The sequence below is a fragment of the Mucilaginibacter sp. Mucisp73 genome, from assembly GCF_059491465.1.
In genome coordinates this window covers 2,110,002-2,135,462 of record NZ_CP168507.1, presented here as the reverse complement: position 1 = coordinate 2,135,462, position 25,461 = coordinate 2,110,002, and the positions used below count along the sequence as shown (strand labels likewise).

General features: G+C 45.5%; 17 protein-coding genes. 9 read left to right on the top strand and 8 right to left on the bottom strand.

Features of this window, described 5'->3' with window-relative positions:
- Nucleotides 1-575: 575 nt before the first annotated feature.
- Genes ACEN82_RS09110 through ACEN82_RS09095 form a run of 4 tightly spaced genes read left to right on the top strand, consistent with a single transcriptional unit; the run spans nt 576 to nt 9,696 of the window.
- Nucleotides 576-3,692: a SusC/RagA family TonB-linked outer membrane protein gene (locus tag ACEN82_RS09110; protein ID WP_413318697.1), complete on the top strand. Its 3,117-nt coding sequence runs from the start codon at nt 576-578 to the stop codon at nt 3,690-3,692.
- 19 nt (nt 3,693-3,711) lie between these two features.
- Entirely contained in the window at nt 3,712-5,277 is a 1,566-nt protein-coding gene (locus ACEN82_RS09105) for a RagB/SusD family nutrient uptake outer membrane protein (RefSeq protein ID WP_413318699.1), read from the top strand.
- A gap of 40 nt (nt 5,278-5,317) precedes the next feature.
- Entirely contained in the window at nt 5,318-6,964 is a 1,647-nt protein-coding gene (locus ACEN82_RS09100; RefSeq protein ID WP_413318701.1) for a glycoside hydrolase, read from the top strand.
- A complete protein-coding gene (locus ACEN82_RS09095; protein WP_413318703.1) occupies nt 6,961-9,696 on the top strand; it encodes a DUF8487 domain-containing protein in 2,736 nt (911 codons plus the stop codon). The genes ACEN82_RS09100 and ACEN82_RS09095 overlap by 4 nt, the downstream gene beginning before the upstream one ends.
- Before the next feature lie 79 nt (nt 9,697-9,775).
- On the opposite strand, the gene ACEN82_RS09090 is transcribed toward ACEN82_RS09095, so the two are convergent.
- Together ACEN82_RS09090 and ACEN82_RS09085 are read right to left on the bottom strand one after the other, a co-directional pair.
- Nucleotides 9,776-12,214 (bottom strand): outer membrane beta-barrel protein, encoded by a 2,439-nt coding sequence (locus tag ACEN82_RS09090; RefSeq protein WP_413318705.1) that lies wholly within the window; start codon nt 12,212-12,214, stop codon nt 9,776-9,778.
- 497 nt (nt 12,215-12,711) lie between these two features.
- Entirely contained in the window at nt 12,712-15,078 is a 2,367-nt protein-coding gene (locus ACEN82_RS09085; protein ID WP_413318707.1) for an ABC transporter permease, read from the bottom strand.
- A gap of 296 nt (nt 15,079-15,374) precedes the next feature.
- On the opposite strand from ACEN82_RS09085, the gene ACEN82_RS09080 reads away from it, so the two are divergent.
- On the top strand, nt 15,375-15,662 hold the full coding sequence (locus tag ACEN82_RS09080; protein ID WP_413318709.1) for a hypothetical protein: 288 nt from the start codon (nt 15,375-15,377) through the stop codon (nt 15,660-15,662).
- A 96-nt stretch (nt 15,663-15,758) separates the two neighbouring features.
- Here the strand turns inward: ACEN82_RS09080 and ACEN82_RS09075 are convergent, their stop codons facing one another.
- From ACEN82_RS09075 to ACEN82_RS09065, 3 genes are read right to left on the bottom strand one after another with little or no spacing between them, the layout of a single operon-like run.
- Nucleotides 15,759-18,950: an error-prone DNA polymerase gene (locus tag ACEN82_RS09075; protein ID WP_495644101.1), complete on the bottom strand. Its 3,192-nt coding sequence runs from the start codon at nt 18,948-18,950 to the stop codon at nt 15,759-15,761.
- Nucleotides 18,950-20,434 (bottom strand): Y-family DNA polymerase, encoded by a 1,485-nt coding sequence (locus ACEN82_RS09070; protein WP_413318711.1) that lies wholly within the window; start codon nt 20,432-20,434, stop codon nt 18,950-18,952. Before ACEN82_RS09070 ends, ACEN82_RS09075 begins: the two co-directional genes overlap by 1 nt.
- Nucleotides 20,435-20,452: 18 nt before the next feature.
- Nucleotides 20,453-21,187, bottom strand: coding sequence for an ImuA family protein (locus ACEN82_RS09065; protein WP_090527476.1), 735 nt, complete (start codon nt 21,185-21,187; stop codon nt 20,453-20,455).
- A gap of 79 nt (nt 21,188-21,266) precedes the next feature.
- On the opposite strand from ACEN82_RS09065, the gene ACEN82_RS09060 reads away from it, so the two are divergent.
- Nucleotides 21,267-21,548, top strand: a complete 282-nt coding sequence (locus tag ACEN82_RS09060; protein WP_413318713.1) for a hypothetical protein — start codon at nt 21,267-21,269, stop codon at nt 21,546-21,548.
- Nucleotides 21,549-21,550: 2 nt separating this feature from the next.
- A complete protein-coding gene (locus ACEN82_RS09055; protein WP_188832485.1) occupies nt 21,551-22,138 on the top strand; it encodes an alpha-ketoglutarate-dependent dioxygenase AlkB family protein in 588 nt (195 codons plus the stop codon).
- Here the strand turns inward: ACEN82_RS09055 and ACEN82_RS09050 are convergent.
- A complete protein-coding gene (locus ACEN82_RS09050) occupies nt 22,135-22,254 on the bottom strand; it encodes a KTSC domain-containing protein (protein ID WP_495644144.1) in 120 nt (39 codons plus the stop codon). The two genes, ACEN82_RS09055 and ACEN82_RS09050, sit on opposite strands and share 4 nt — an antisense overlap.
- Before the next feature lie 162 nt (nt 22,255-22,416).
- Here ACEN82_RS09050 and ACEN82_RS09045 point away from each other — a divergent pair, with 162 nt between their 5' ends.
- Together ACEN82_RS09045 and ACEN82_RS09040 are read left to right on the top strand one after the other, a co-directional pair.
- A complete protein-coding gene (locus ACEN82_RS09045) occupies nt 22,417-22,995 on the top strand; it encodes a Crp/Fnr family transcriptional regulator (RefSeq protein WP_090527466.1) in 579 nt (192 codons plus the stop codon).
- Between the two features lie 92 nt (nt 22,996-23,087).
- Nucleotides 23,088-23,492, top strand: coding sequence for a VOC family protein (locus ACEN82_RS09040; RefSeq protein ID WP_413318716.1), 405 nt, complete (start codon nt 23,088-23,090; stop codon nt 23,490-23,492).
- A 90-nt stretch (nt 23,493-23,582) separates the two neighbouring features.
- Here the strand turns inward: ACEN82_RS09040 and ACEN82_RS09035 are convergent, their stop codons facing one another.
- Together ACEN82_RS09035 and ACEN82_RS09030 are read right to left on the bottom strand one after the other, a co-directional pair.
- Nucleotides 23,583-24,281, bottom strand: a complete 699-nt coding sequence (locus ACEN82_RS09035; protein ID WP_274988242.1) for a LytR/AlgR family response regulator transcription factor — start codon at nt 24,279-24,281, stop codon at nt 23,583-23,585.
- Nucleotides 24,278-25,381, bottom strand: coding sequence for a sensor histidine kinase (locus ACEN82_RS09030; protein ID WP_413318718.1), 1,104 nt, complete (start codon nt 25,379-25,381; stop codon nt 24,278-24,280). Before ACEN82_RS09030 ends, ACEN82_RS09035 begins: the two co-directional genes overlap by 4 nt.
- Nucleotides 25,382-25,461 lie beyond the last annotated feature (80 nt).

The following is a 25,461-nucleotide window of genomic DNA, read 5'->3' as shown; positions in this document are numbered from 1 at the left end:
ATATTTAATAACAGGGCATTCTATATAGATGAAAAAATTAAAAACATGGACTATATCACTATCGCCGGAACGCTAAAACACTTTACGTTCATTGCGAAAATAAGGTCAGGCTTTTATAAGAAACAAGCCTGATGAGTACCCCTGATTCGGCTATTTATGGCAAACTTTTGTGCTTTTTATCAAACAGGACGAACTGAAATCATTTAACATTTGTTTCATTCCCTTCAATTTTCTCCTTCCTATAATTTAATGCGCCACTACGCATTCATTTTAATCAGCAATGCCACATTCGAAAGGCCCTGGCATACTCTATAATTAAATAGTAAAATTATCCATATAGAATAACCAAACTTATGAATGCCCGCCTTTCGTTTTTTTAACTAAAAGAATAAAATAACTCTATATAGCTCCAAATAGCGAAAAAAAGACATAGGTTTTTATTAACCAATAGGCAGCAAAACAGCCAAATACAACAACAATCAGAATATTGTCCATGTATTACATCATATCGTCTATACTCAACGATCCGATTGCCATTAGATTTGTCATCCTTAATAACCCAAAATAACCCAATTATGAGAACAAAATTTACACTAACATTAGTGTTATTGTTACCACTTTGCAGCCTGGTTTTCGCCCAAACCAAAGCCGTAAAAGGACGTGTAACAGATAACACGCATCAAACGCTTATTGGCGTAAGTATTTTGCTTAAGGGCACAAAAACCGGTTCTGTAACCGACGCAGCCGGTCAGTTCCAGATCAGAGCAAGCAAAGGTGACATACTGGTATTCTCTTACCTTGGTTTCCAGGCCAAAGAGGTTCCGGTGGATGACAGAGAAACTTATGAGGTAACACTTAGCCCTGCCGACAATCAGCTTAATGAGGCTGTGGTAATTGGATACCAAACCATTACCCGCAAAAGCGTAACTACAGCGGTGTCTTCTGTCGGGACTAAAGACATTGCCCCTACCACCACCAGTAATGTTGCAGATGCTATTCAAGGTAAAGTACCAGGCCTGCAGGTATTTCAGGGGGGTGGCAATCCCGGCGCGCAACCGAAGCTGCTGATCAGGGGCTTCTCCACAATCACAGGGTCCAGTGATCCGCTCATTGTTGTTGACGGCGTGATCACCTCATTCGGCGGCCTTAATGACATTAACCCGTCAGATATTGACAAGATCGACGTGCTGAAAGATGCGGCAGCTACTGCTATTTATGGTTCCCGTGGCGGAGCCGGTGTTTTGCTGGTTACCACGAAAAGAGGGAAAGAGAAAACGCAGATCAATTTTAACGGAACTTCGGGCATGAACTATTGGGTGAACCCGAAACTTGCACAGACAGACGAGTTTGTAAGCCATTACCGCCAGATCTATGCCAATAACAACCAGACCCTTCCGGCCAATGGAGCGGTGACAGGTGTTAATACTGATTGGTGGAATGAGGCAACCAAAAAAGCTTACACACATAACTATAATGTCAGTGCATCCGGATCAAAAAACGGGCTCACCTTTTACGGAAGCGCCGGGTATTTTGATCAAACCAGCAACTTTGCCGCACAGCGTGGTACTGCTGACTATCAAAAAATCACCACCAGGTTTAACATCGATTACGAAATTTCAAAAGTATTTAAATTTGGTGTTAGCCTTGCACCGCGTATGGAGCGATATGGCGACGGTGGCGGCACAAGCCTGTTCAACATCATGTCTATTGCACCCAACGTAGCGGCAACCAGATCTGCTGCCGAGACGCAAACGGCTGTTAACGCTTATGCAGCAACCAATCCGAGCTGGAGCTTCACTGCCTATAACCCGGTTTACAGCCAGTTTACGCGTTCCAATTTTAATAATATCAATAATCCATTGGCTGCCATGGCCCGTGATTTTAACCAATCACGATTATTCGGCACACAGGGTTCCTCCTATCTTGAAATCAAACCAATTAAAGGACTGACGTTAAGAAGCAGTATTTCCGGCTTTTATAACTCGATAAACCAGACTAATTACCAACCTAAATACTACATCGATCCGCAAGACCGCAGTGATATATCAGGAGCATCCCAAAACTCGGTGATCAACTACCGCTGGCAATTGGATAATACGATCAATTATATCGGTAGTATCAACAAGCATCATTACAATGTTTTGATAGGCCAGTCTGCCGACAATTACACGTATAATAACACTTACGTATACCGCCAGGATATTCCTTATGATGCGGAGCCTTATCACTACATTTCTGCCGGCGCAACGCTTGCCGACGGATCCGGCTCTCATCAACCCGGCGCGGGCCCCTTCGGTAAAATGAGCTCTTACTTTGCCCGCGTATCTTATGATTTTAATGAAACCTATTTCATTGCCGGCTCTTTCCGGGCAGATGGTTCATCAATGTTATCACCCGCCAATCGCTGGGGTTATTTTCCAACCGTTTCGGGTGCTTATGTGATTTCAAACGAGTCATTTATGAAGAACGTCAAATGGCTGAACTACCTCAAATTGCGCGGATCATTTGGCCGTGTGGGAGGCAATTTACCAGGCTCGCCGGGCGCATACGAAAGTACTCTGGGCTTATCAGATTATATCAATGGCGCAAACAGCCGGGTTTATGGTTATGTTCCCTCTAATGTACCAGACCCAAATATCAAATGGGAAACAACACAGGACGTGACCATCGGCTTTGATGCGGACTTCTTCAATAATAAATTATCCATAACTGCTGATAAATACTGGCGCTCGCCTAAAGATATGTTGCTTTACCTCCCGGTACAACCCTCGCTGGGCTATCCGCAGGGATATATCCCAACAGTTTATACTAACGTAGGTACCATGCGTACCAGCGGTTGGGAAGCAGCCATCAATTATAAAGACAAAATCGGTGGTGTTTCTTTCGGTGTTGGTCTTACAGTACAGCATTTCATTTCCAAAGCGGTTGACTTGAAGGGACAGATCCTGTATGACGAAATATCCAACGACGTATTTCAGTCTACCCGGAGGACCAAAACCGCTGCAGGTGATATTTTAGGCGGCTATTACGGTTATAAGGTACTCGGTGTTTTCCAAACAGCCCAGGACGTACAGAATTATAAAAGCCCTAACGGCACTGTATTGCAGCCTAATGCGAGGCCCGGCGATTTTATGTACGCGAACGTTAACGGCGATAATACCATTGACTTAAACGACCGGACGTCGATCGGAAATCCATATCCTAAATTATCATCGGGCTTAAACCTTCAGGCTTCTTACCGTGGCTTTGATTTCCGTATGGAATTTTATGGGTCCTTTGGCAATAAGGTAGCTGATGATTACCTGGTAAGGATGAACCCCATCTACGGGTATAACTTCATCAGCGGTAAAGAAAATAAATTTTGGACAGGTCCGGGCAGCACGAACAGTTATCCTGTGCTGAGTTTGAGTGATCCAAACGGCAATTTCTCTAAAAACTCCAGTTTCTTTATCAAAGATGGCACCTATGTACGCAATAAGTTATTGCAACTGGGTTACACCGTGCCTGAAAAAGCGTTGGGCGGCCGGGCAAAAGTGCGGATTTACGTATCTGCTCAAAACCTCTTCACCATTACGAAATATGACGGATTAAACCCTGAAGTACCATTTGCGGGTGTACTGAGGTATGGCATTGACAACGGACAGAACCCGATCCCCAAATTCTTCAATATCGGATTTAACGCGAATTTTTAAGACTTAGCAGTAAACAACAATGAAACACTTGAAATATATATTGCTCGTACTGGTTATTGCCGGCATGAGCGCTTGCAAAAAGACTTTCCTGGATCAAGAACCTTATGGTAACGCTATACAGGCCAATACTTTTTATAATACAGTTGATGAAGCCAGTGGCGCAACGATTGCGTGCTACAAATACATTGACTTTGACGACTGGTGGCAGACACAATGGTGGAAGCAAGTAGGCGGCGAGGCCGCCTCCGACAATGAGTGGATCGGTATCAACGGAGGGCAAGGCACGGCGGTACAGGCCGCGCATTACACATTAAATGCCGAAAATGATCGTATTGAGGCACACTGGATCGAAATCTACAAAAGCATTTATATTTTCAATGCTACCATTGAAGGCATTCAGAAATCGCAGATTGACGACGCTACCAAACAGAAGCTTATCGCCGAGATCAAGTTTCTGCGGGCTTTCCAATATTTTGAGCTGGTAAGAAACTGGGGCGGGATTCCGCTGATCACTAAGACACTGGGCCCTCAGGAAAATACCTACAGCAGGACCAGCGCCGCAGATGTGTACGATTTCATTAAACAAGATCTTAATAGTGCTATTGGCATTTTACCGAATAAATCCCAGTATAGCGCCACAGATAAGTTCCGCGTATCAAAGGGAGCAGCGCAAGCACTGTTGGCCAAGATCGACCTGTATACCGAAGATTGGGCAGGAGCTCAAAATCTGACCGGCCAGATCATCAGCTCTGGTGAATACAACCTGGAAACGTTTTTTGGTAATATATGGCAAACAACTAATCATAACGGACCTGAGTCTATTTTTGAAATACAATACCAGTATTCTACCCAATACCCAAACCTGGGCAACATTTTCCCTACAACCTCCATGCCTGGGACCGAAGGCGGATGGGGATATTTTACGCCAACCAGCGATCTTGAAAATGCCTTTAAATCTCAGGCAGACAGTGTAAGGTTAAACTGGACGATCATGCGCCAGGGCTTCCCGGTTGCAGGCGATCCGGCCAATACCTCATTCAATGCCAATCCGGCACAATGTAAATCTGCCAGGTACAACCGAAAAGTTTATGTACCTCGCGGTGAAAGAACACCGAACGGCCGCTTTTCAAAAGATCATATTTACCTGAGGCTGGCAGACGTTTACCTGATGAATGCTGAAGCTGCCGCTATGCAGCAGCAGTCGGCCCAGGCTTTACAGTCGATGCGTACGGTTAGGAACCGCGTTGGCCTCACTACCGATATGACACTTACCGGCTGGAACCTCATCAACGCTGTGCGATTGGAGCGCAGGCTCGAAATGGCCCTGGAAGGAGATCGTTTGTATGACATCAGGCGATGGAAAGATCAAAGCGGACAACCCGTGATCAACAGCATTTTAGGGCCGAACGGAAGTTTTGTTAAATACAATACGCAACAAAGCAAAGACCCATATGAAACTAAGAACCTGAACGAGCCCCAAAATAAGGGTGCTAATTTTATTGCAGGAACACATAATCTATGGCCTATCCCATCAAAGGAAATTATTGCCTCGAACGGAAAGATCACACAAAACCCGGGATATTAGCAGATAGCCGCCGGCATGCCGGCGGCTTTAAATAACTATTATGAAAATAAATTTGCGATCAGCGCTGCTGTTCATGGGAATGCTGGGGGTATCAAACTCATTCAGCTGCGCTAAAAAAACAGGAATTAAAAAAGGAGACGACGGTTGCATCGTTAATGGCGTTAATACATGCAATGCCGATCCGGCCCGCATCACTATCAATCTGGGAAATGAGCAGCAAACGATGCAAAGCTTTGGTGCCTCTGATTGCTGGACAACCAAATTCATCGGAAAGTGGAATGATGCTACCAAAAAGAATCAGATTGCTGATTACTTGTTCAGCATGGAAGCCGACCAGCAGGGCAATCCCAAAGGTATTGGCCTTACGCTTTGGCGCTTCAACATCGGCGCCGGGAGCTATGAACAAGGTGCGGATAGCGGAATACCGGATGAGTTTCGCCGGGAAGAATGCTTTCTGGATGCAAATAATAATTATAACTGGAACAAACAAGCAGGCCAGCAATGGTTCCTGTCGGCAGCGAAAGCACGCGGTGTAAAAAACTTCCTGGCATTTTCTGTTTCGCCACCGGTACAGTTCACGCAAAATAATAAAGCTTATGGTTTGGCTAACAGTCATCTGAACCTGACAGAAAGCAAGAAAAATGCTTTTGCAGATTTTCTGGTTAGCGTTTTAAAGCATTTTGAATCAAGCAGTACCCCTTTTAGTTATCTCAGCCCCTTTAATGAACCTCAGTGGAACTGGGGAGAAAATCCATCGCAGGAAGGCAGTGGTGCTACCAATGCTGAAATTGCAGACTTTATACGCCTGTTGGGCCCGAAGATGAAAGCTGCCGGCTTAGCTACCACGATCTGTCTTGGTGAAGCCAATCAATGGAATTCGCTGGATGCTAACAACAGCGATGGTCGCGGCGATCAGCTCAATCAGTTCTTTAACAAAAGCTCCGCTAATTATATAGGCGATGTCCCTTCGATGGAGCACTTACTATCAGCACACAGTTATTTTACTACCTGTCCGGGCACCGATTTGATCAGTTACCGGCAACACGCAGCAGATAAGCAAAAGACTATTGACCCAAGTCTTCATCTTTGGCAGTCAGAGTTTGGTATATTAGGCGATATTTGTGGTCAATTGAATGGGTACCCGAAAAATACCGGTATTGATTACGGCTTGTATGTGGCCAAAGTTATTCATCATGACCTTACGGTGGCCAATGTAACTTCATGGCAGTGGTGGCTTGCCGTTGATACTTATAATTATAGTGACGGGCTTGTATACATTAACGACCCATCTGGTGGATATGACCTGAACAGCATGAAAACCAATGGCCTGGTTACTGATTCAAAACAATTGTGGTGTTTGGGAAATTATTCACGGTTTATCAGGCCGGGGATGATCCGTGTAAACGCCGCATTAAGCGATGTTACCGATGCTGTACTGGCAACAGGAACACAAATGGTTTCCGCATATAAAGATCCCGCTTCAAAACAATTGGTTATTGTGCTGATAAATATGAGTACCGAAAGCAAACAATACACGGTTGATCCAGGTGGTTCACAATTGGCCGGAAATACATTTGATATGTACACCACAACAGCTCTCAAAAATCTTAAAAAATCAACAACTCCCGTCGGGACAATAACACTTGAGCCCCGCTCTGTTACTACTTTAACCGCCCACTATCAATGATGCAGTATTCTTTAAAAAAAACATTTTTCTTGCTCGCGGCACTGGTAGCAAGTTCTACCATTTCGGCGCAGGTTAAACCAATTCCGGTTGCCGGCAAATGGCAGTACAGACTCGATTCGCTTGACAAAGGTTTGGATCAGAAATGGCAGCAACAGCAATTTACTAACAGCATATGGCTGCCTGGCACCTTAGATGACGCCGGTATCGGAGCGCCTGTAAAGGTGGATACAACTGTGCTGAGTAAGGACATCATGCTGCATCTGTCCAGAAAACACAGGTACACCGGTGCTGTTTGGTACCAGCGCAGCATTAATTTAACCAGCCGGATGGCCAACGCCCTGCTGTCGCTGGAAAGGGTGATCTGGAAAACCGATTGCTGGATAGATGGCAAACCAGCCGGGACACAGGAAAGCCTGATTGCACCACAAGTTTTCAAATTGGGCCCTCTGGCAGCAGGTAAACATGTGGTCACCATTCGCGTCGACAATCGCAAGCAGCATGATATCAGCGTAAATGACTTTGCCCATGCCTACACCGACGGTACACAAATCATTTGGAACGGCGTTATCGGAAAGATGCAGCTGATCGATATAGGCAAACAAGTTATTAACCAGGTACAGGTATACTCCTCGATGGCCAATCACAGCGTAAAGGCAGCTATCAGCCTGGGCGGTTCCCATCGTGGCGATACTTATCTGCGGGCTTCCCTCCTTTCCGGAAAAAAGATCGTTAGGCAAACCAGCCCAACCGTTGTTCAGCAGGATCAGCAGGAAATTAACCTCCAGGTTCCGCAGGTGCAATCATGGGACGAATTTCATCCGCGGCTATACAGCCTTCGCACGGAAGTAATTGACAGCAAGGGACGAGTTTTGGATGCCAGGACTCAAAGTTTTGGCTTCAGGGATATTAACGCGACCGGGAACGAGCTTCGTATCAATGGTCGTCCGCTTTTTCTGCGCGGTACGCTTGAATGCAATATTTTTCCGCTGGAAGGCCATCCACCAATGAATACAGCCGGCTGGCTGAAAGTGTTTAAGACCGCTAAAGCTTACGGGCTGAACCATCTTCGCTTTCATTCATGGTGCCCGCCCGAAGCAGCATTTCAGGTAGCCGACTCGCTGGGTTTTTACCTGCATGTTGAGCTGCCATTATGGGCGCTAACCGTGGGCAAAGACCCCAAAACATTGACTTACCTGGAACAGGAAGCCGAAAATATTATCCGGAATTATGGCAACCATCCTTCATTTTGTTTTTGGAGCATGGGCAATGAACTGGAGGGCGATTTTGGATGGCTGGAGAAGCTGGTGCGTAAGTTAAAGCAGGAAGACAACCGGCATTTATACACCACAACCACCTTCAGCTTTCAAAAAGGGCATGGCAAAAATCCGGATCCTGCCGATGATTATTTTATTACCCAGTACACGGAAAAAGGATGGGTACGGGGACAGGGTATTTTTAACACCAACCCGCCCGATTTTAAGACAGATTACAGTAAAGCGCTGGAAGGGACAACAGTTCCCCTTATTATTCACGAGGTGGGCCAGTATTCTGTTTATCCGGATCTTGAAGAAATAAAAAAATATACCGGGGTTTTGCGGCCAGCTAACTTTGAGGCAGTACGGAACAACCTCCGCAAAAAAGGGATGCTTGGATTGGCTCCTGATTACCTTAAAGCAAGCGGAACACTCGCTGTTCAGCTTTACAAAGAAGAAATTGAACGCGCATTGAAAACCAAGGGTGTTGGCGGGTTTCAATTGCTTGACCTTCATGACTTTCCGGGACAGGGAACAGCGCTTGTTGGGATTTTAAATGCTTTCTGGGATAGTAAAGGACTGATTTCGCCAACTGATTTTAGCAAATTCTGCGGCCCGGTGGTGCCATTGATCCGTTTCGAAAAAGCTGCCTACAGCAATAACGAGCATTTTAATGCCGCTGCCGAAATTGCCAACTATAGCGACCGGCAAATAAATGGCGAAGTTCTTTGGTCGGCAACTTCAGCAGATAAGCACTTTAATATCCGTGGTTCGCTTGGCCGGCAGTCTATTGCTATTGGCAACGCTTCTGCGGGAAGTTTCTCGATAGATCTCAGCAAAATCGACCGGGCTTGTGAATTACAGATCACTGTGAGCATAGCCAATACCGGTTATACTAATCACTGGAAAATTTGGGTTTACCCAGATAAAAAGCCGGAATCTTTTAGTAACTTGATCTTTACTACATCTGTCGATAGTGCACTTAGTTATCTGCAAGCGGGACGAAAAGTGTTGCTTAATCCGGATACCGCCAACGTTAAAGGTATCGACGGCCGTTTCGCTCCTGTTTTCTGGAGCCCGGTCCATTTCCCGGATCAACCTGGCAGTATGGGCCTGCTCATCGACAAGAAAAGTAACGCGCTGGCTGATTTCCCTACTGATTTTTATACGGATTGGCAATGGTGGGACCTGGTGACCCGTTCCCGGTCGCTGATACTTGATAAATTGAGGGCTCCTGCAACGCCGATAGTCCGGGTGATCGATAACTTTTTCAGGAACCGTAACCTGGCAACGCTGGTTGAATTCAAGGTTGGTTCCGGGAGCTTAATTCTTTGCACAATGGATCTTCATAGCCAATTAACGGAACGGGCAGCGGCAAGGCAGCTCCGATACAGCTTGTTACATTATGCGGCCGGGGGTACATTCCGGCCGGTACAGGAGATCAGTGCGGGCGATCTGCGCAGGTTATTAGATAACTAAAACCGAACCTGGAATATCGAAAAAGGTTAATAACAAACAGGCGGTCCCCCTCCGCCTGTTTGTTATTCGTTAAATGCTCTTAGTTCCCCGAAGGCGCTCCCTGAACATCGTCATTACTGATACCCCGTTTGTTTTTCTTAACTGCTTCTTTCAGCTTGCCAAACCGGTAATTAAGGCTGGCGGTAAAACCCCGGAAATAGGAGCGATTAATATTTGTTTGGGTAAAATCGGGTCCGAATGAACTCCTGATATTATTCCTGTATTTGCTGAAAGGGTTATTCACCGTGGCCGAGAACGAAAGTTTATCCTTCACTACATCCTTATTAACTGTAAAGGATACACTGGCATAAGGATTCGATGTACCCTGGATAGAAAGATTGGGCCCATTCAGAAACACGTTGGTGCTAACCCGCCAGCCCTTCTCTAAATTATAACCGCTGTTTAATGATGCGCCATACATAAAGCCCTGATTTTTCACCAACTGGCCATTCACTATGCCCTGCACACGGCCATGTGCAATCCTACCGTTAAATGATGAGCTCCATTTTTTGGTGATGGGGTAATTGACATTGGCGTTAAAGGTGAACAGGCGGGCTTTGCCGGTGTTATCAAAAGTGCTGCGGGTAATATTCGTGGCCGGATCGAAAATTACAACGGGCATGATCAGGTCGTTAAAATAATTATAGCCAAGCATCAGGTTTAAGGAGGCCTTTTTCGTTCTACTATAACCCAATTGAATACTATTGGAAACTGCGGGCCTGAGGTTGGGGTTTCCCGACGATTCGAAGTTTGGGTTTGAGCGGTCAACAAAGGGGTTTAGCTGGTATATACCCGGGCGCTGTATCCTTTGCGAAAACCCGAAGTTCAGCGTACTGGAGTTTTTAAACCGCTTATTAATACTTACCGAAGGCACTATATTAAAGAAATTTTTGTTCAGCTGCGATGAGGTTGAAATAAAGTCAGCATCAATCAGCGTCTCCTCTACCCTGGCGCCTGCCTTAAAGCTCCAGTTTTGCAGAGTATAGGTATAGCTGTTGTATGCACCCAGTACATTTTGGTTATTATCGAATTTATTGCTTCGCGATGGGTCGGCCTCGAAATTACCAGTTGCCGCATTAAATCCGAGGTATTGAAAGTCACTTTTGTTATCACGAATAATTGCTTTCACCCCCATTTCAATATTCAACTTCTTTACAGGCTGAACGTAATCTACCTGGATAGTCTGTTCGGAAGATTCACCTTCATTGTGTTGCAGGTAATCGGGCGTCGTATAGTTCACACGGTTAGATGCCGTCAGCGCCGCATCTTGCCTGTTGTTGAATGTATAGTACTGGTACGAAAAGGTGAGTAGCCTTTGCTTATTGCTTTTAAAACCCAGCTGGTAATTTAAACCCACATTCAGGCCCCTGCCGCCTGCCTTATTGTTATTGTACAGGTCGTACCCCTCAACCATGTTGCCGGCTTCGTTCAAAACAGAACTTTGCGTGTTGATGCCGTTCTGGTTATTTCCGTTAATATTGAATTGTCCCGAAATAAGGTTAAGACTATCAATTTCGTAACTGATCCCAACTTCCGCATAGCCATTTTTGCCATCCCATTTTGCCGTGTTATTCTGGTTAAGGCTCGTGGGGTTGCTCCCGGTAGTAAGCCTCGAAATGGAACTAAGCACTTCGGGCGAATTGGAGATATTCCCGCCAAAATAGCCTGATAGTTCCAGCTTGCCCTGTTTAGACGAAAATGACCCGCCCAATCGTGGGCCGCCTACCGGGAATACGTGACTAAGATTTAGCGTGCCATTGTACCCGTTACTTATTTTTTTATTGGTCACAATATTGATGATCCCTGCCATTCCCTCGGCATCATACTTCGACGAAGGGTTGGTAATTACTTCGATGCTTTGAATGGTTGATGCAGGCATGCTTTTGAGGATATTCTTCGGATCGCGCTCCATCATACTTGATGGTTTACCGTTAACAAATATCCGGTAGCCGCTATTTCCCTTCAAAAGGATGTTATCGTCACCGTCTACTGTTAACAAAGGCACTTTGCGCATCATCTCCAGTACATTGCTGCTTTTGCTGTCAGGGTCAGCCTTTAAGTCGTAAATGAGCTTATCAACCTCCTGTTTAATGATGGGCCTGTCGGCTGTAATAGCCACCGTTTTAAGCTGTGTAGTTTGTGTGCCCAGGTCAATGCTCCCCAGATTTATAGAGAATTTATTATTACCTGAAAAATCAACAGGAAGTATTTTCGTCTTAAAACCAACACTGATCATCGAGAGAAGGTATTGTCCTGATGGCAGCTTTTCAAACCGGAACGTGCCGTCGGTTTTAGTCACCGTGGTGCGGACCAACTGCTTTGCTTCGTTACGCAGGTTTACGGTTACATAGGCGAGCGGTTGTTTCGATAGCGAATCCGTTGCGGTGCCGTTTACCGCGAATAACGCCTGCCCCGCTTGCCCGAAGGCCGGGGCCATAACGATTGAAAATAAGATGAGGAGTAAGAGCTTTAGTTTCATGCTGATGTGATAGGTGAACTGTTTGACCATTAATCTTTTTGAGCCGATCTTAACCAGACTACAAATCATATAATACCATGCAATACATAGTAATATAACCATATGACTACCCCCCGAATGAATTTGTTACACCTATTTGAAATAAAAAATTTTAATAATACTGCCGGCCATCGGGCTGACGTACCGGTATATATATGCCTGCCTTAAAATGGGTGCATTCGCCAGGCTTGATTAAATCAAATCTGTAAGCTAAACTCATAGTTATCAGTGCACTGGTTTGGCCGTGTAGATCTCATTATTGATTGGGATTGCTTATGAAGTTCAGGATCCAACTAACATTTTGGGCGTAACGGAAGCGATCAGTTCTGTTTTATGCATAAAAATGCCCCCAAATAGTGCTTAACTTTTTGGGGGCAGTAAATTTAAAACAGGCCCTTCACCGGCCAGTTACTATTGTCTTTTATGGTAATGAGAATGCAACACCCGTAATGAAGGTATTATTCCCCTTTCAAACTTTTCACCGGATTTGTTAATGCAGCCTTGATTGCCTGGTAGCTTACTGTCAAAACAGAAATCAGCAATGTCAGCGCGGCGGCGATTACAAATACCCAGATATTAATAGAAATCCGGTAACTGTATCCTTTCAACCATTGGAACATTAAATACCACGCTATTGGCGCAGCGATGCAAAATGAGATTACGACCAGCTTCAGAAAATCCCTGGAAAGCAGTGTGGTCACGCTGGCAACCGATGCGCCAAGCACTTTTCTGATACCAATTTCTTTGATGCGGTTTTGCGCCATGTAAGCCGCCAGGCCAAAAAGTCCGAGACAGGATATAACGATTGTCAATCCGGCAAACAGGCTGGCCAAAGTCCCGATGCGCTGCTCATCGCCAAACTTCTTGGCGTACTCCTGATCAACAAAACTATATTCAAACGGGTAATCCGGGTTGTATTTCTTAAATACAGCTTCAGCGCGGCGCAGGTTTTCTTTTGTCGAATTAGCGTTATTAAGCTTGTAGTGAATGATATTGAACCAGGAACTGGGGCCTTCAATCAGCATATGTTGTACAGGTTCATAAGGCGAACTGATAATAAAGTCTTTGATAACTCCAACAATATGCCAGGTTTTGATGTCTTTACCCTCGCCCTGGGTAACTAATTTACCAACAGGATCTTTCAGGTTCATGATCTTTACCGAAGCCTCATTTACCAGCATGGCTGTCGAATCCGTCGGATAGTTTACCGGGTCAATATCCCTGCCTGCAACAAGCTTAAGGCCCATGGTTTTAATAAGGTTTCCGTCCGAAGTGTAAATAATAAAATCAACCTTGTTCTTGGGCTGTGAACCTGGCCAGTTAAAACCCCAGCTATCGCTGTATCGCTGGGTTATGGGCGAATTTGTTCTGGACACCGAAGTTGCTGCACCACTGGAAAGCAATTCATTTCTGATGGATTGATAGTGCTTCGCGATCTCGCCGGACATAAATGTGTAAACAAGGTTATCTTTCTTATACCCCGTATCCCTGTCCTGGGCATATTGTAATTGCTGGCGGATAATGATGGTACAAATGATTAATACCACCGCAAAAGTAAACTGAATGACCACCAGCAATTTACGCGGTGTAACCAAAGCATTTGCCGCCTTAAAAGTACCTTTCAGTACAGCTACAGGCTTAAATGACGACAGGTACAATGCAGGGTAACTTCCCGAAATAACACCGGTAACCAGTATAAATCCAATTGCGGTGAGCCAAAAATAGGGATTACTATATGGTACATATAATTGCTTTTGGGTAAGCTGGTTGAAACCCGACATACTGATCTGTACGATGACGATGGCAAAAACACCGGCAATGAGTGCAATCAAAACAGATTCACCTAAAAACTGCCAGATTAACGAGCCCCTTAATGCGCCTACAGTTTTACGGATGCCTACTTCCCTTGCACGTGTCTCGCTCCTGGCCGTACTTAAATTCATGAAATTTATACAAGCAATAACGAGGATCAGTACAGCGATCAGTGAAAATACCCTGACACGTTCAATTCTCCCACCAACTATCACCCCATCCTTAAACTGCGAATATAGGTGCCATTTGGTTGCGGGGTGCAAAAACTGCTGAATATCCTTGGTATCGGAATGGTTCTTGGTAAAGTTCAGCACAGCGGCATCAGCATGAGCTTCCGTTACGCCTGGTTTTAAAAGAACAAATGTTTGAATGGAGTTATTGCCCCAGTATTCATCATCCTGCCCTATCTTTTTTAGATACGACCAGGGAATCAGGTATTCAAAATCAAACCGGGTATTATTCGGGAGATTTTTCATCACACCCGTAACTTTAAAATAAGCGTTACTATCTATTTTAACTGTTTTGCCGAGTGCATTTTCCTCTCCGAAAAGTTTCTTTGAAAACTTTTCAGTGATAACTATGCTATGAAGATCGTTCAAAGCGGTTTTGGGGTCTCCATTGATTAATGGAAAACTGAACATGGAAAGAAAATCCGGATCAGTAAAATCGCCTGTTGCAGTCAAACGTTTATCGCCAATGCTAAACAAAAAACTGGCATCAGTTACCCTGGCTACTTTTTCCAGTTGCGGCAGTTCCGCTTTCATCACCTTACCCATGATTTTAGGCGTGGTTTCCCAGCTCCATAATTTACCGTCAAATTTAGAGCGGTTATATACAGAATAAAGCCGATCCCGTTTTTCATGGAACTGATCATAGCTAACCTCATTCTGGATCCATAACAAAATCAGCGCAGCGCTGGCCATGCCGATGGTCAATCCGAGGATATTGATCAGGGAGAATGTTTTTTGACGTAAGAGGTTACGCCAGGTAATCTTTAAGTAGTTTTTTAACATATGATCAGGCTTTAATAACCATAAGACGCCGGCATTAAGATTTTAGTTGCACTGCTTTTCTTTTTTTCTGCCAAACAAAAATCGCGGTATTGCACAACACCGTAATACATTGTTTATACTTTTACATCAGAAATTGTAAACCGGCCTATGTTTAATTAAATAATATGTCCCCATTAATTTCCAATTAAAACAGGATATTTACCAATACAGTAATAATTGATGCCGGTAACAAATCGAACTATGTATTGATAAAAGTCCGATGTACCAATTACGCTTATTGTAAAAAACTAATACCAATGACAACTTTAACAGAATTTAAAGCATCATTAAATTTGGAACAACCTGTTAACGGACTCTCTGCACAGCTAAAAAGCCTTTGGTTTGATGGTAAAGGCGACTGGCATCAGGCACATGCACAGGTTGATCATCTGACAGATCAGGCATCGGCGTGGGTACATGCCTATTTGCACCGTAAAGAAGGTGATATTGGAAATGCTGATTACTGGTATAACAAAGCGCGGCAAGTACGCCCCAACCTTTCTTTGGAAGAGGAATGGGAGCAATTGGTATTGCAATTCCTTTGATCAGATAAACCTTACCATATCCCTTTTACAGGCACAGTAAGACAATTATAATTGCTTTTGAGTGTATTAAAAGCCTTATTAATGATGCGCTCTTCATCAATGAAAATTCCGGCCCTTATGAAAGGCGCTCTTATTGGGGATATTTCGCGGATCAGGTGAAGGCATTGAGGTTTCATCCCCTCTCGACAGGCTCAGCAAAGACGGCTGTTCATTAGGTACAGCCGTCAATTTTCCCAATAAAGAATTGAGATTATAACAGCGGCGTACCACCACATGGATCACTTCGCCCTCAACCTGTAAATGCCCATCTACCAGGAGCAGTTGCGACTGAACGATCTCTTTGCGGTATTTGTCAAAAAACTTACCCCAAACCACAAGATTGGCAAAGCCGGTTTCATCTTTGATGGTTACGAATACCACGCCTTTGGCCGTCCCCGGTCGCTGCCGCACGGTGATCATTCCGGCAACACGAATTTTTTCGCCATTCTTCAACGATTGGATCCGGTTGAGCGGCATAACCTGCAGCTGGTTCAAATCTTCCCGCACAAAACTTACCGGGTGCGCTTTAATGGATAAGCCGGTAGAAGCGAAATCCTGTACCACGTGCTCACCCGCGGTCATTAGCGGTAATTCAATTTGCTCACCTGCGCTGGCCGAAGGCAAACTTTCCAGCAAGGCCACGGGGCGGTCACCTAAAGCGGCTACTTCCCAAAGCGCCTGCCTGCGGTCGAGGCCGATAGAGCGGAATGCATCCGCATCAGCCAGTTTCTCCAAAGCTGCCTGCGAAATCCCGACATTTGACAAATCGATAATATGTTGATAAGGTGCATTCTCAACCAGGATATTCATTTCTTCTTCTTTTAAACCTTTCACCAACCGGAAACCTAAGCGTAATATCTTATATTTTCCGGCCTGTTCTTCCAGCGAATGATCCCAGGTCGAGTAGTTAATATCCACTCCACGAACAAAAACGCCATGCCCGCGCGCATCATCCACGATCTCAGCGGGCTGATAAAAGCCCATCGGCTGGCTATTGAGCAAAGCGGCGGCAAAAGCATCCGGATAATAATATTTCAGCCAGGAAGATATATAAACCAGCAACGCAAAAGAAGCGGCATGGCTTTCGGGGAAACCATAACCCTCAAAACCTTGTAACTGCTTAAACACCCGCCTCGAAAAATCTTCCTCATAACCACGCGCCACCATACCCTCCACCAGTTTCTTTTCGTACAGGTATAACTTGCCATTCGCCTTAAAAGTCGCCATGCTCCGGCGCAGTTCATCAGCCTCCGCCGGTGTAAAGCCTGCGGCAATAATAGCGATCTCCATCGCTTGTTCCTGAAAAAGCGGAACACCTAAAGTCCGGCCTAAAATATCTTCCAGTTCCGTTGATGGATACACTACCTGTTCTTCGCCATTACGCCTGCGCAGATAAGGATGCACCATATCACCCTGTATTGGACCGGGCCGCACGATAGCCACCTCGATCACGAGGTCATAAAAACATTGGGGCCTCAGTCTTGGCAGCATAGACATTTGCGCCCGGCTCTCAATCTGGAATACCCCAAGTGTATCCGCATGACCTATCATTTCATAAACTTTGGGGTCGTCCTGCGGGATATTGGCTAAGGTAAGCTTTCGGCCATAATGTTGTTTTATCAGGTCAAATGCTTTGCGGATCATGGTCAGCATACCCAATCCTAAAACATCCACTTTCAAAATGCCCAACGCTTCCAGGTCATCTTTGTTCCATTCCAGTTGGGTTCGGTTCTCCATGCGGGCATTGAGCACAGGGCACAGGTCGGATAGTTTGTTATCGGTAATAACAAAGCCGCCGGTATGCTGTCCCAACTGCCGCGGGAAACCCATCAGCAGTGTCGTCAGCTCCAGTACTTTGTATATCAATGGATCGCCCGGGTTAAGCCCCTGTTCCTGCAAGCGCTTTTCGTCAAAACCTTCTTCACTGAAATCCCATATCGTACCACCGATACGTTTAATCGTATCTTCAGATAAGCCCATCGCTTTGCCCACATCCCGAATTGCTCCTTTATGCCGCTCCTGCGTAACGGTAGCTACAATAGCCGCGTGTTCCCGGCCATAATCCTCATAAATATACTGGATGATTTCCTCGCGGCGTTCATGCTCGAAATCAACATCGATATCAGGCCATTCCTCGCGTGCATCTGACATAAAACGGGAAAAAAGCAAACGTGACTTCATCGGGTCGACCGCCGTAATGCGCAAACAATAACATACCGTTGAGTTGGCCGCAGAACCCCTGCCCTGGTGCAAGATTTCGAGTTCCTCTGCTTTCCGGGTGTATTTATATACGCGGAGAAAATAAGGCGCCAACCTGCGCTTTTCGATAAAGGCCAGTTCAAAATCTATCTGCTTACCTATTTTAGGCGGTATATGCTCACCATAACGTTCATGTGCACCTTCCCATGTGTATTTTTTTAACCTTTCCTGTGGCGTTAATCCGTCAAAGATCTTTTCTTCCGGCTCAATGTATTTTAATTCGTCCAGCGAAAAAGTACAGGCTTCGGCAATAGCAAGCGCATTTTCAATGGCTTCCGGATATTGCCTGAAGATCCGGTGTATTTCTTCAATAGGTTTCAGGTAGCGTTCCGCATTCTGATGCAGCCGGTACCCTGCGTTATGGATAGTGCATTTCTCCCGGATACAGGTCAATACATCCTGTAGTTCCCTCCTGTTCGGTTCATGATAATGCACATCACCGGCAGCAACCAAAGGTATACCCATGCCGGCCAACCTGTGCAGCCGTTTGGCATCATCGCCACTGTAAGAACGTAGGGCAGCCATGTATAAGGCATTCCCGAAAGCTTGTTTATATTCTGCTACTGCTGTTTTAAACTCATCTGCAAAATCAAACCGCGCGTTGAGCTCATCGGGCGGAATGATGATAAACAGGATACCTTCCCGGTGTTCATAAACATCTGCTTTATATAAATGGCATTCACCTTTTTCAGCGCGCAGATTACCCCTGGTGAGCAAGGCCGAAAGCCGGCCGTAAGCAGCAAGATCAGTAGGATAAGCCAGCAGTCCCGGCCCATCCAGTAAGTCCAGGCGACAAGCAGGAATAAATTGTACTGGCAGTTTTTTTGCGGCAATATGCGCCCGGACAATACCGGCCAGGCTATTCCGGTCGGTAACCGCTATGGCCGTATAACCATGAACCACTGCCTGCTCAACCAGTTCCTCCGGGTGAGATCCACCGCGCAGGAAGCTGAAATTGGAGGTACAATATAATTCCGCGTATTTCATCATCAGGCAAAAAATCCGTGTAAATACCATTGGGCACCTCCGCTATCATAATGCCCCGAACGGAACAGCCAATAACGGCCCCCATGCTCATCCTCCACCATATAATAGTCGCGGTGCTCACCTTTGTCCAGCCACCATTCCCGTTCAATACGTTCCGGGCCGTCTGCTTTATCCACAACATGGCGCTTACCCTTATAGATAAATATTTTTGGCGGATAATCCGGCAATAAAGCCATAACTTCAATGGCTTCCGGTTTGCTGAGCAAGCGTATTGGTCTTGGCTTGTCAGCCCGCCAGCCGGCCAGCGAGATATCTTTGAGTGAAAGAGCGGGCCGGATGGAACGTTCGGGCCAGTAATGCTCGGCAGGCAGGTAGCGCATAATTCTTTCGGGGCCGATCTTTCCGGCAATCCGGTCAAGCAGCTCAGCCAGTGCGGTATCCTGCAAGCCCGGATCTCCTATCCATAGCTTTTCCTGCAAGGGGTCGATATCTTCCACTTTTTGTGCTTCCAGCAGAAACAGCTCAATACCCAAAGCAGGTTCAATCTTGCTGATCTGTAAACCAAAGAGCTTGAATAAATGGGAAACACTATGTGAGCCGCGCGTGGTCGTTATCCCCGCTTGTACCATTTTGCCGTCAATCCGGAAACATTTCAGCACGGCCTTACGCACACCTTTTCCTTCAGCTTGCAAGCGGCTACATAGGCCTTGCAATAGTTTTTCAATGCCAATTTCTATGGCTTTATCCGTTCGTACCGGCTCCAGGCAGGGTAGCCGCTCAACATAAGGTACGGGCGGGATAATCGGGGTCAGGTATTCATCAGTAGTACCCAAAGCCTGGGCAAGCCTTAACAAAAAGCCTTCACCAAAACGCCTGCGCAGCACAGTACGCGGCATGATCATAAAATTTTTAACATACCGGAAGCCGAGTTTATACAGTTTGTCCAGTATTTCCGGTTCCAACCGGAGGGCGGCCGGAGAAAGACCGGCAATGGCCTCCGCTTGCCCGCCGCTTTCAATAATGGGCCTGATCTTACCATACCGGGCAATAGCCCAGGCTGCGCCAACAGTATCGGCAATAGCGGCCCGTGCATCGTAGCCCATACCCCTTAATTTAAGTACAATGGTTTTTAAATATCCTTTTTCATCACCCCATAGATGTGCACAGCCGGAAATATCAAGGGTCAAACCATCGGGCAGGTCAATAGCCACAACCGGTGTATAGCGAATGCACCACAAACCCAAATGCCGGAGCAGCTTACTTTCCTGACCTAACGGAAAATCAATAACCTGTAAATTGGTGGTAATCGCTTTGGCATCTGCTGCCGGCATTCCTGTACGAACACCTTGTGCTTCGGCTTCGGGATTAGCTGCCCTGACGATCATACGGTTATGTTCGGGCACAACCAGCACAAAGGGCTGATCTTTTAATTCCGGCTGCCGGAGTGTCAGCCAGTCTGTCACCAGGTGACGAAACCAAATAGCCATATACCTGTGCTGCATAACTCACCCCGCTTTCCGTTTAAATGGTTTAGCTGTTTGCTCTTTTTCTACCTGTTTGAATTTACCTTCTGCCCATTCTATGATCCAGGTACCCGGATGCCCGTTACGGACACGTAATAGTTCTACCTCCCAGCGCGGAAAACCAAGACCAGGCAAATCGTCAACCGGCTCGCTCGGCAAAGGGTTCACCTGCCACCGGGCAGCGCAAGCCGTTGAACCGATCTTTTTAACGGCATTACGCAGCACAAACCCGGTAACATGACTTTGCTCAACAGCCAGCTGAAGCCTGCGCGATTGTTTAAAATCCAGCTCCCGCGCTTCTGCCACAACCGCGGCAAGCCCTGCGCATTTCAGCGCTTCTTCCATCACCCATAAGGCTTCCTGATCTTTGGTCACCCGGATAAAGATCAAACGGCTGGGTTCTATACCAAAGCCGCTTAACGCCGGTGGGAAGATGTTTCCGGTGAGGCTGATCCATAAACAGGCCCCGCCATTTTGCATAAACACCGAGAGCAGGCCGCTAATCAATCCGCTGGAAGCAGTAGCCTGTTCGGTGGTACTGCAAACCAGTTCATGCACTGCACCTAAAGGAAAAACGCCGTTGGGGAAAGCCGTTTCCACTGCCCCCAAGCCTACCAATCCCTGCGTACCTGCAGGCGGCGGCCTATAGCCCTCCCATTGCAAAATATTCTTTTGCAGACTGTTAATCAGCGCTTTTCGGTCGTGTACCGTTTCCATCGTGTTTGTACCAAATAGGGAGTACAAATTTAATGCTAAAAATATTAGTATTTTATATATCTTTGAGAAAAAATTTCAAATGCAGGAATTGTTGGTCAAAACGTATTTAAAAAGCGAGGCTAAAGCCTGGCTTAAATACCGCGGTGGTTCACGGGAAGTGGTGAAAATTGTACCGGATACAGCGCAAAAGCACGCTGTACAATGCTATGAGATCTATACGGCTTATGATCAGCCGCCCGTTTACATGGGCCGTATTTTATTTGACGCGAAGGGCTACTGGATATACGACGGCGATGTACTGCAACCAGAAGAGCAGGAACAATTGGCCCATTTTATAACAACTTATGTGGAACGGATTTAGTGATGGAACAATTGACATTATTTGCCGAAACCGGGCAAAGTAAAGGATTACCTAAGGATTTGCTGGAATACCAGCCCGGTTTAATTGATCCGGCAACGGGTGACTGGCTGTTAGAAAAACTGATCAGGGAAACACCCTGGAAACAAACAACACAAAAACTTTGGGATAAGGAATACCTGACACCGAGGCTCACCTGCTGGTATGGAGACACCGACCGGATCGCAGGAACACTTCCCTGGACACCGGAACTGCAAACTATCCGGGGCATGGTAGAACCTTTAGCGGGTATTACCTTCAATAGCGTATTACTGAACTACTATCGTGATGGAAATGATTCCGTAACCTGGCATAGTGACAAAGAAAGCATTATGGGCAGTCAGCCAATTATTGTTTCGGTAAGCCTCGGGCAGGTACGCAGTTTTGATATTCGCAATAAAGTTAATCACAAAGAACATTACTCCGTCAGGCTCGGGCATGGTTCATTCCTGTTGATGAAATCAGGATTGCAGGAGTATTGGGAACACCGGATTGCCAAGTCTAACAAGTTAATGAAGGCGAGGGTAAACCTGACCTTTCGTTTGGTGATTTAGCCCGTTGATATTTGCTCAAACTCATATTTATTCTTTACGAAAAAGTGCAGATAGCGGCCTTTCACCCGTGAGGACTTCAGTTCCTTATAAACACTTTCAGGAACGTTCTTATACAGGCAGGCTTCAATTTGACGATTATAACGGTCACCTTTCTTTCCAAATATCCTGTAATTTTTATCCCTATTAAATGTTCAATTAGTTATAGAACCGCATTTGAGCAGTTTGATATCTTCACATATCTTCATCGCAACGGCAAATAAGATTCATATCTTTAGCCAATGAGCCACGATGCTTTCTTCCAAAAAATAAAAACGTACGCTGAACTCTCACCGCAGGCCGAAGCGGCATGGGCGGCTTTGCTCCGCGAAAATACCTATAACAAGGGCGATTATTTTGTTACCGAAGGCCAGGTACCTAAAAAAGTGGCTTTTGTTGTGAATGGATTAATGTATCAATACTACGCTGCCGAAAACGGCGACATGGTGGTTAAATATTTCTTCCCCGAAAACCGGATTGCCGGTTCCATGACAGCAACGCTCACACAGTCGGCGGGTAATTTTACCATAAAAGCCCTTGAGGATACCGATGTGCTCGAATACAATTTTATGGAATTTAAGAAACTCGTTACCATTTATCCCGATATTGCCGCTTTTTATATCCGCTACATGGAACAGCATTGGATAATTGAAAAGGAACCTTATGAAGTGTCGTTGCGATATGAATCGGCTAAAACCAATTACGATAATTTCCTCCGCAAATATCCTGGTTTAGTGAAAAGGCTAAAGAAACAGCACATTGCCGCCTATCTCGGCATTACCCCTACGCAGCTAAGCCGGATATTTTTTGCGAATAAGTGAAGATTTTTCGCTTTTCTCAACATATGTAAATTTTTAAAAAAAATGGTTGCCGCAACTTTGTGCCATCAATAACAATTAAAAAATTTAAAATCATGGCAACAAAAATTTTCATCAACCTGCATGTTAAAGACCTGGAGCGGTCAAAGGCATTTTTCAGCGGTCTTGGCTACAGCTTTAACCCACAATTTACCGACGACAAGGCGGCCTGCATGGTGGTAAGCGAGCATATTTATGTAATGATGCTTGTAGAAAGCTATTTTAAAACCTTCACCAAAAAAGAAGTAAGCGACGCACACCTGGCAACTGAAGTATTGCTGGCGCTTGATGCAGCCTCGCGCGAGGAAGTGCAGCAAACCATAACAAAAGCAACCGGGCTTGGAGGCTCCATTTATGCCGAACCTCAAGATTACGGCTGGATGTACCAGCACAGCTTTGCAGATCCGGATGGACACCAATGGGAGATTGTTTATATGGACGCAGCAAATATGCCCAATTGAGGTTGAGGCCTAATCCTCTCTGTGGTAAAATTAGCCACAGAGAGGATTTTTTGAATTTAGCTTAAAATAAGTTTATATAACCAAAATGCTTTATGATAACCGCAATACTTTAAATACCAGCTCCCTATAACTGTTCCCTATCGGAACTTCCGTAGTTCCGAATTCTATTACATTACCTTTAATACTGGTGATCTTGTCCAGATTAATGATATAGGAACGATGTACCCGCATAAATCGTTTAGCCGGCAATCTTTCTTCCAGGATTTTCAGATGCATACCTGCAAGTAGCCGTTTACCGTTACACAGATAAACAGAGCAAAAGTCACGTTCCGCCTGCACATAACTGATCTCATCAAAATTCACTTTTACCAGGCGGGTATCCTGCCTGAGAAAGATATACGGCGGCGGATCCAATTCTGGTTGATGCGAGACCAACCGCTCCTGCGCCCGCCGCACAGCCTGGTTAAACCGTTCAAAAGTGATCGGCTTCATCAGATAGTCCACAGAATTCAGTTCAAAACCCTCGACAGCATAACTGGAATAAGCAGTGGTAAAAATAACCAGCGGCGGATTAGGTAATGAACGAAAAAACTCTATTCCGGTAATTACGGGCATTTTGATGTCCAGGAAAATCAGATCGACAGCATGTTCATAAAGCGCCTCGTAAGCCTCATTCGCATTGCGGCAGCTTTTTATCAAAGCAATTTCCGGCAGGCGTTCGATATACGTTTCCAATATACTTCTTGCAATGGGTTCATCTTCAACGATGAGGCAACTCAGTTTTTTCATGTCAGCTCAATAGATAAGATGGTGTTATAAACACCGTCAGCAAAATTATCTTCGTACCAATACTTGCCGGGGTAATACATTTCTAAACGTTTTTTAAGGTTACCCAGCCCTATACCTCCGTTTTGCTGCATCCGTTCCCGATGGTCCACTACATTGTCAGATGTAAAACGCAAACGGCCGTCAGTGACATCCAGAAAGAAATGAATACGGGCTCCCGGTTCATCAGGAGAAAACTTGAACGCGTTTTCAACCAGCGGCATGAGTAAAAGCGGCGGTATTTCATATGTTATGGAATCCACAGCGATGTTTACTATGACCCCGGTATCATTCAGGCGCACTTTTTCCAGCTCTATGTAATTTTGTATCAGCTTGATCTCGCTTTGCAAAGGCATAAACGCTTCATTGGATTCATAAAGCATATAGCGCAGCATCTCAGACAAGCGAGCGACCAATCCGGCAGACCGTTCCTGGTCACCTTGCAGTATCAAGCCGTAAATGTTATTCATCGAATTGAATAAGAAGTGTGGATTGAGCTGCGCTTTCAGAAAGTTAAATTCCAGTTCCAGGTTGTCTTTTGCAAGCTGTAAAGCTTTTAGTTGCGATCGCCAGGCGTTAACCGCCAGTTTCAGGCATAACGGAATACTCAGCGTCAGCAAAAGGCCAAATGGGGTGCCCAGGCTAAGCAGGCGCTTCAGCACAATGTTAATGAGACCGGATTGTACCAGGGCAAAATATTGCGGCTGACCTTTCTGCAAACTGAGCAAGCAGCCGGAACAGGTCCTGAGCAAAGCCTGCTCCGCTACCGCCTCGATCAATGTGTAGCCGCATAACAAACCAAAAAAGGAGAAAGTAAAGTAAAAATATTGCCTACGCTGCAATAGCTTCCATAGCGGACCTGTCATCAGATAAAATACAGCCGCGATAAGCAAAGTGCTGTTTAGGTCCAGCAGGAAAACAATACTAAAAGATAAGCCGCTATAAACGTTGAAGGTAATCAGCGTGAGGTATAGCCTAACTATAAGCAGTACAAGCCAGAATAAAAGGTGCACCATTTTGCGGTACCCGGGCCGGGAGGTGTATAGAGCAAAGCTTTGAAACATTGTTATTTAAAGTTGGCTTATCTTTGTCAATTACACAACATAAATCGACAAAGAGGTATTTTAAGGCAACGAGCAGGGTT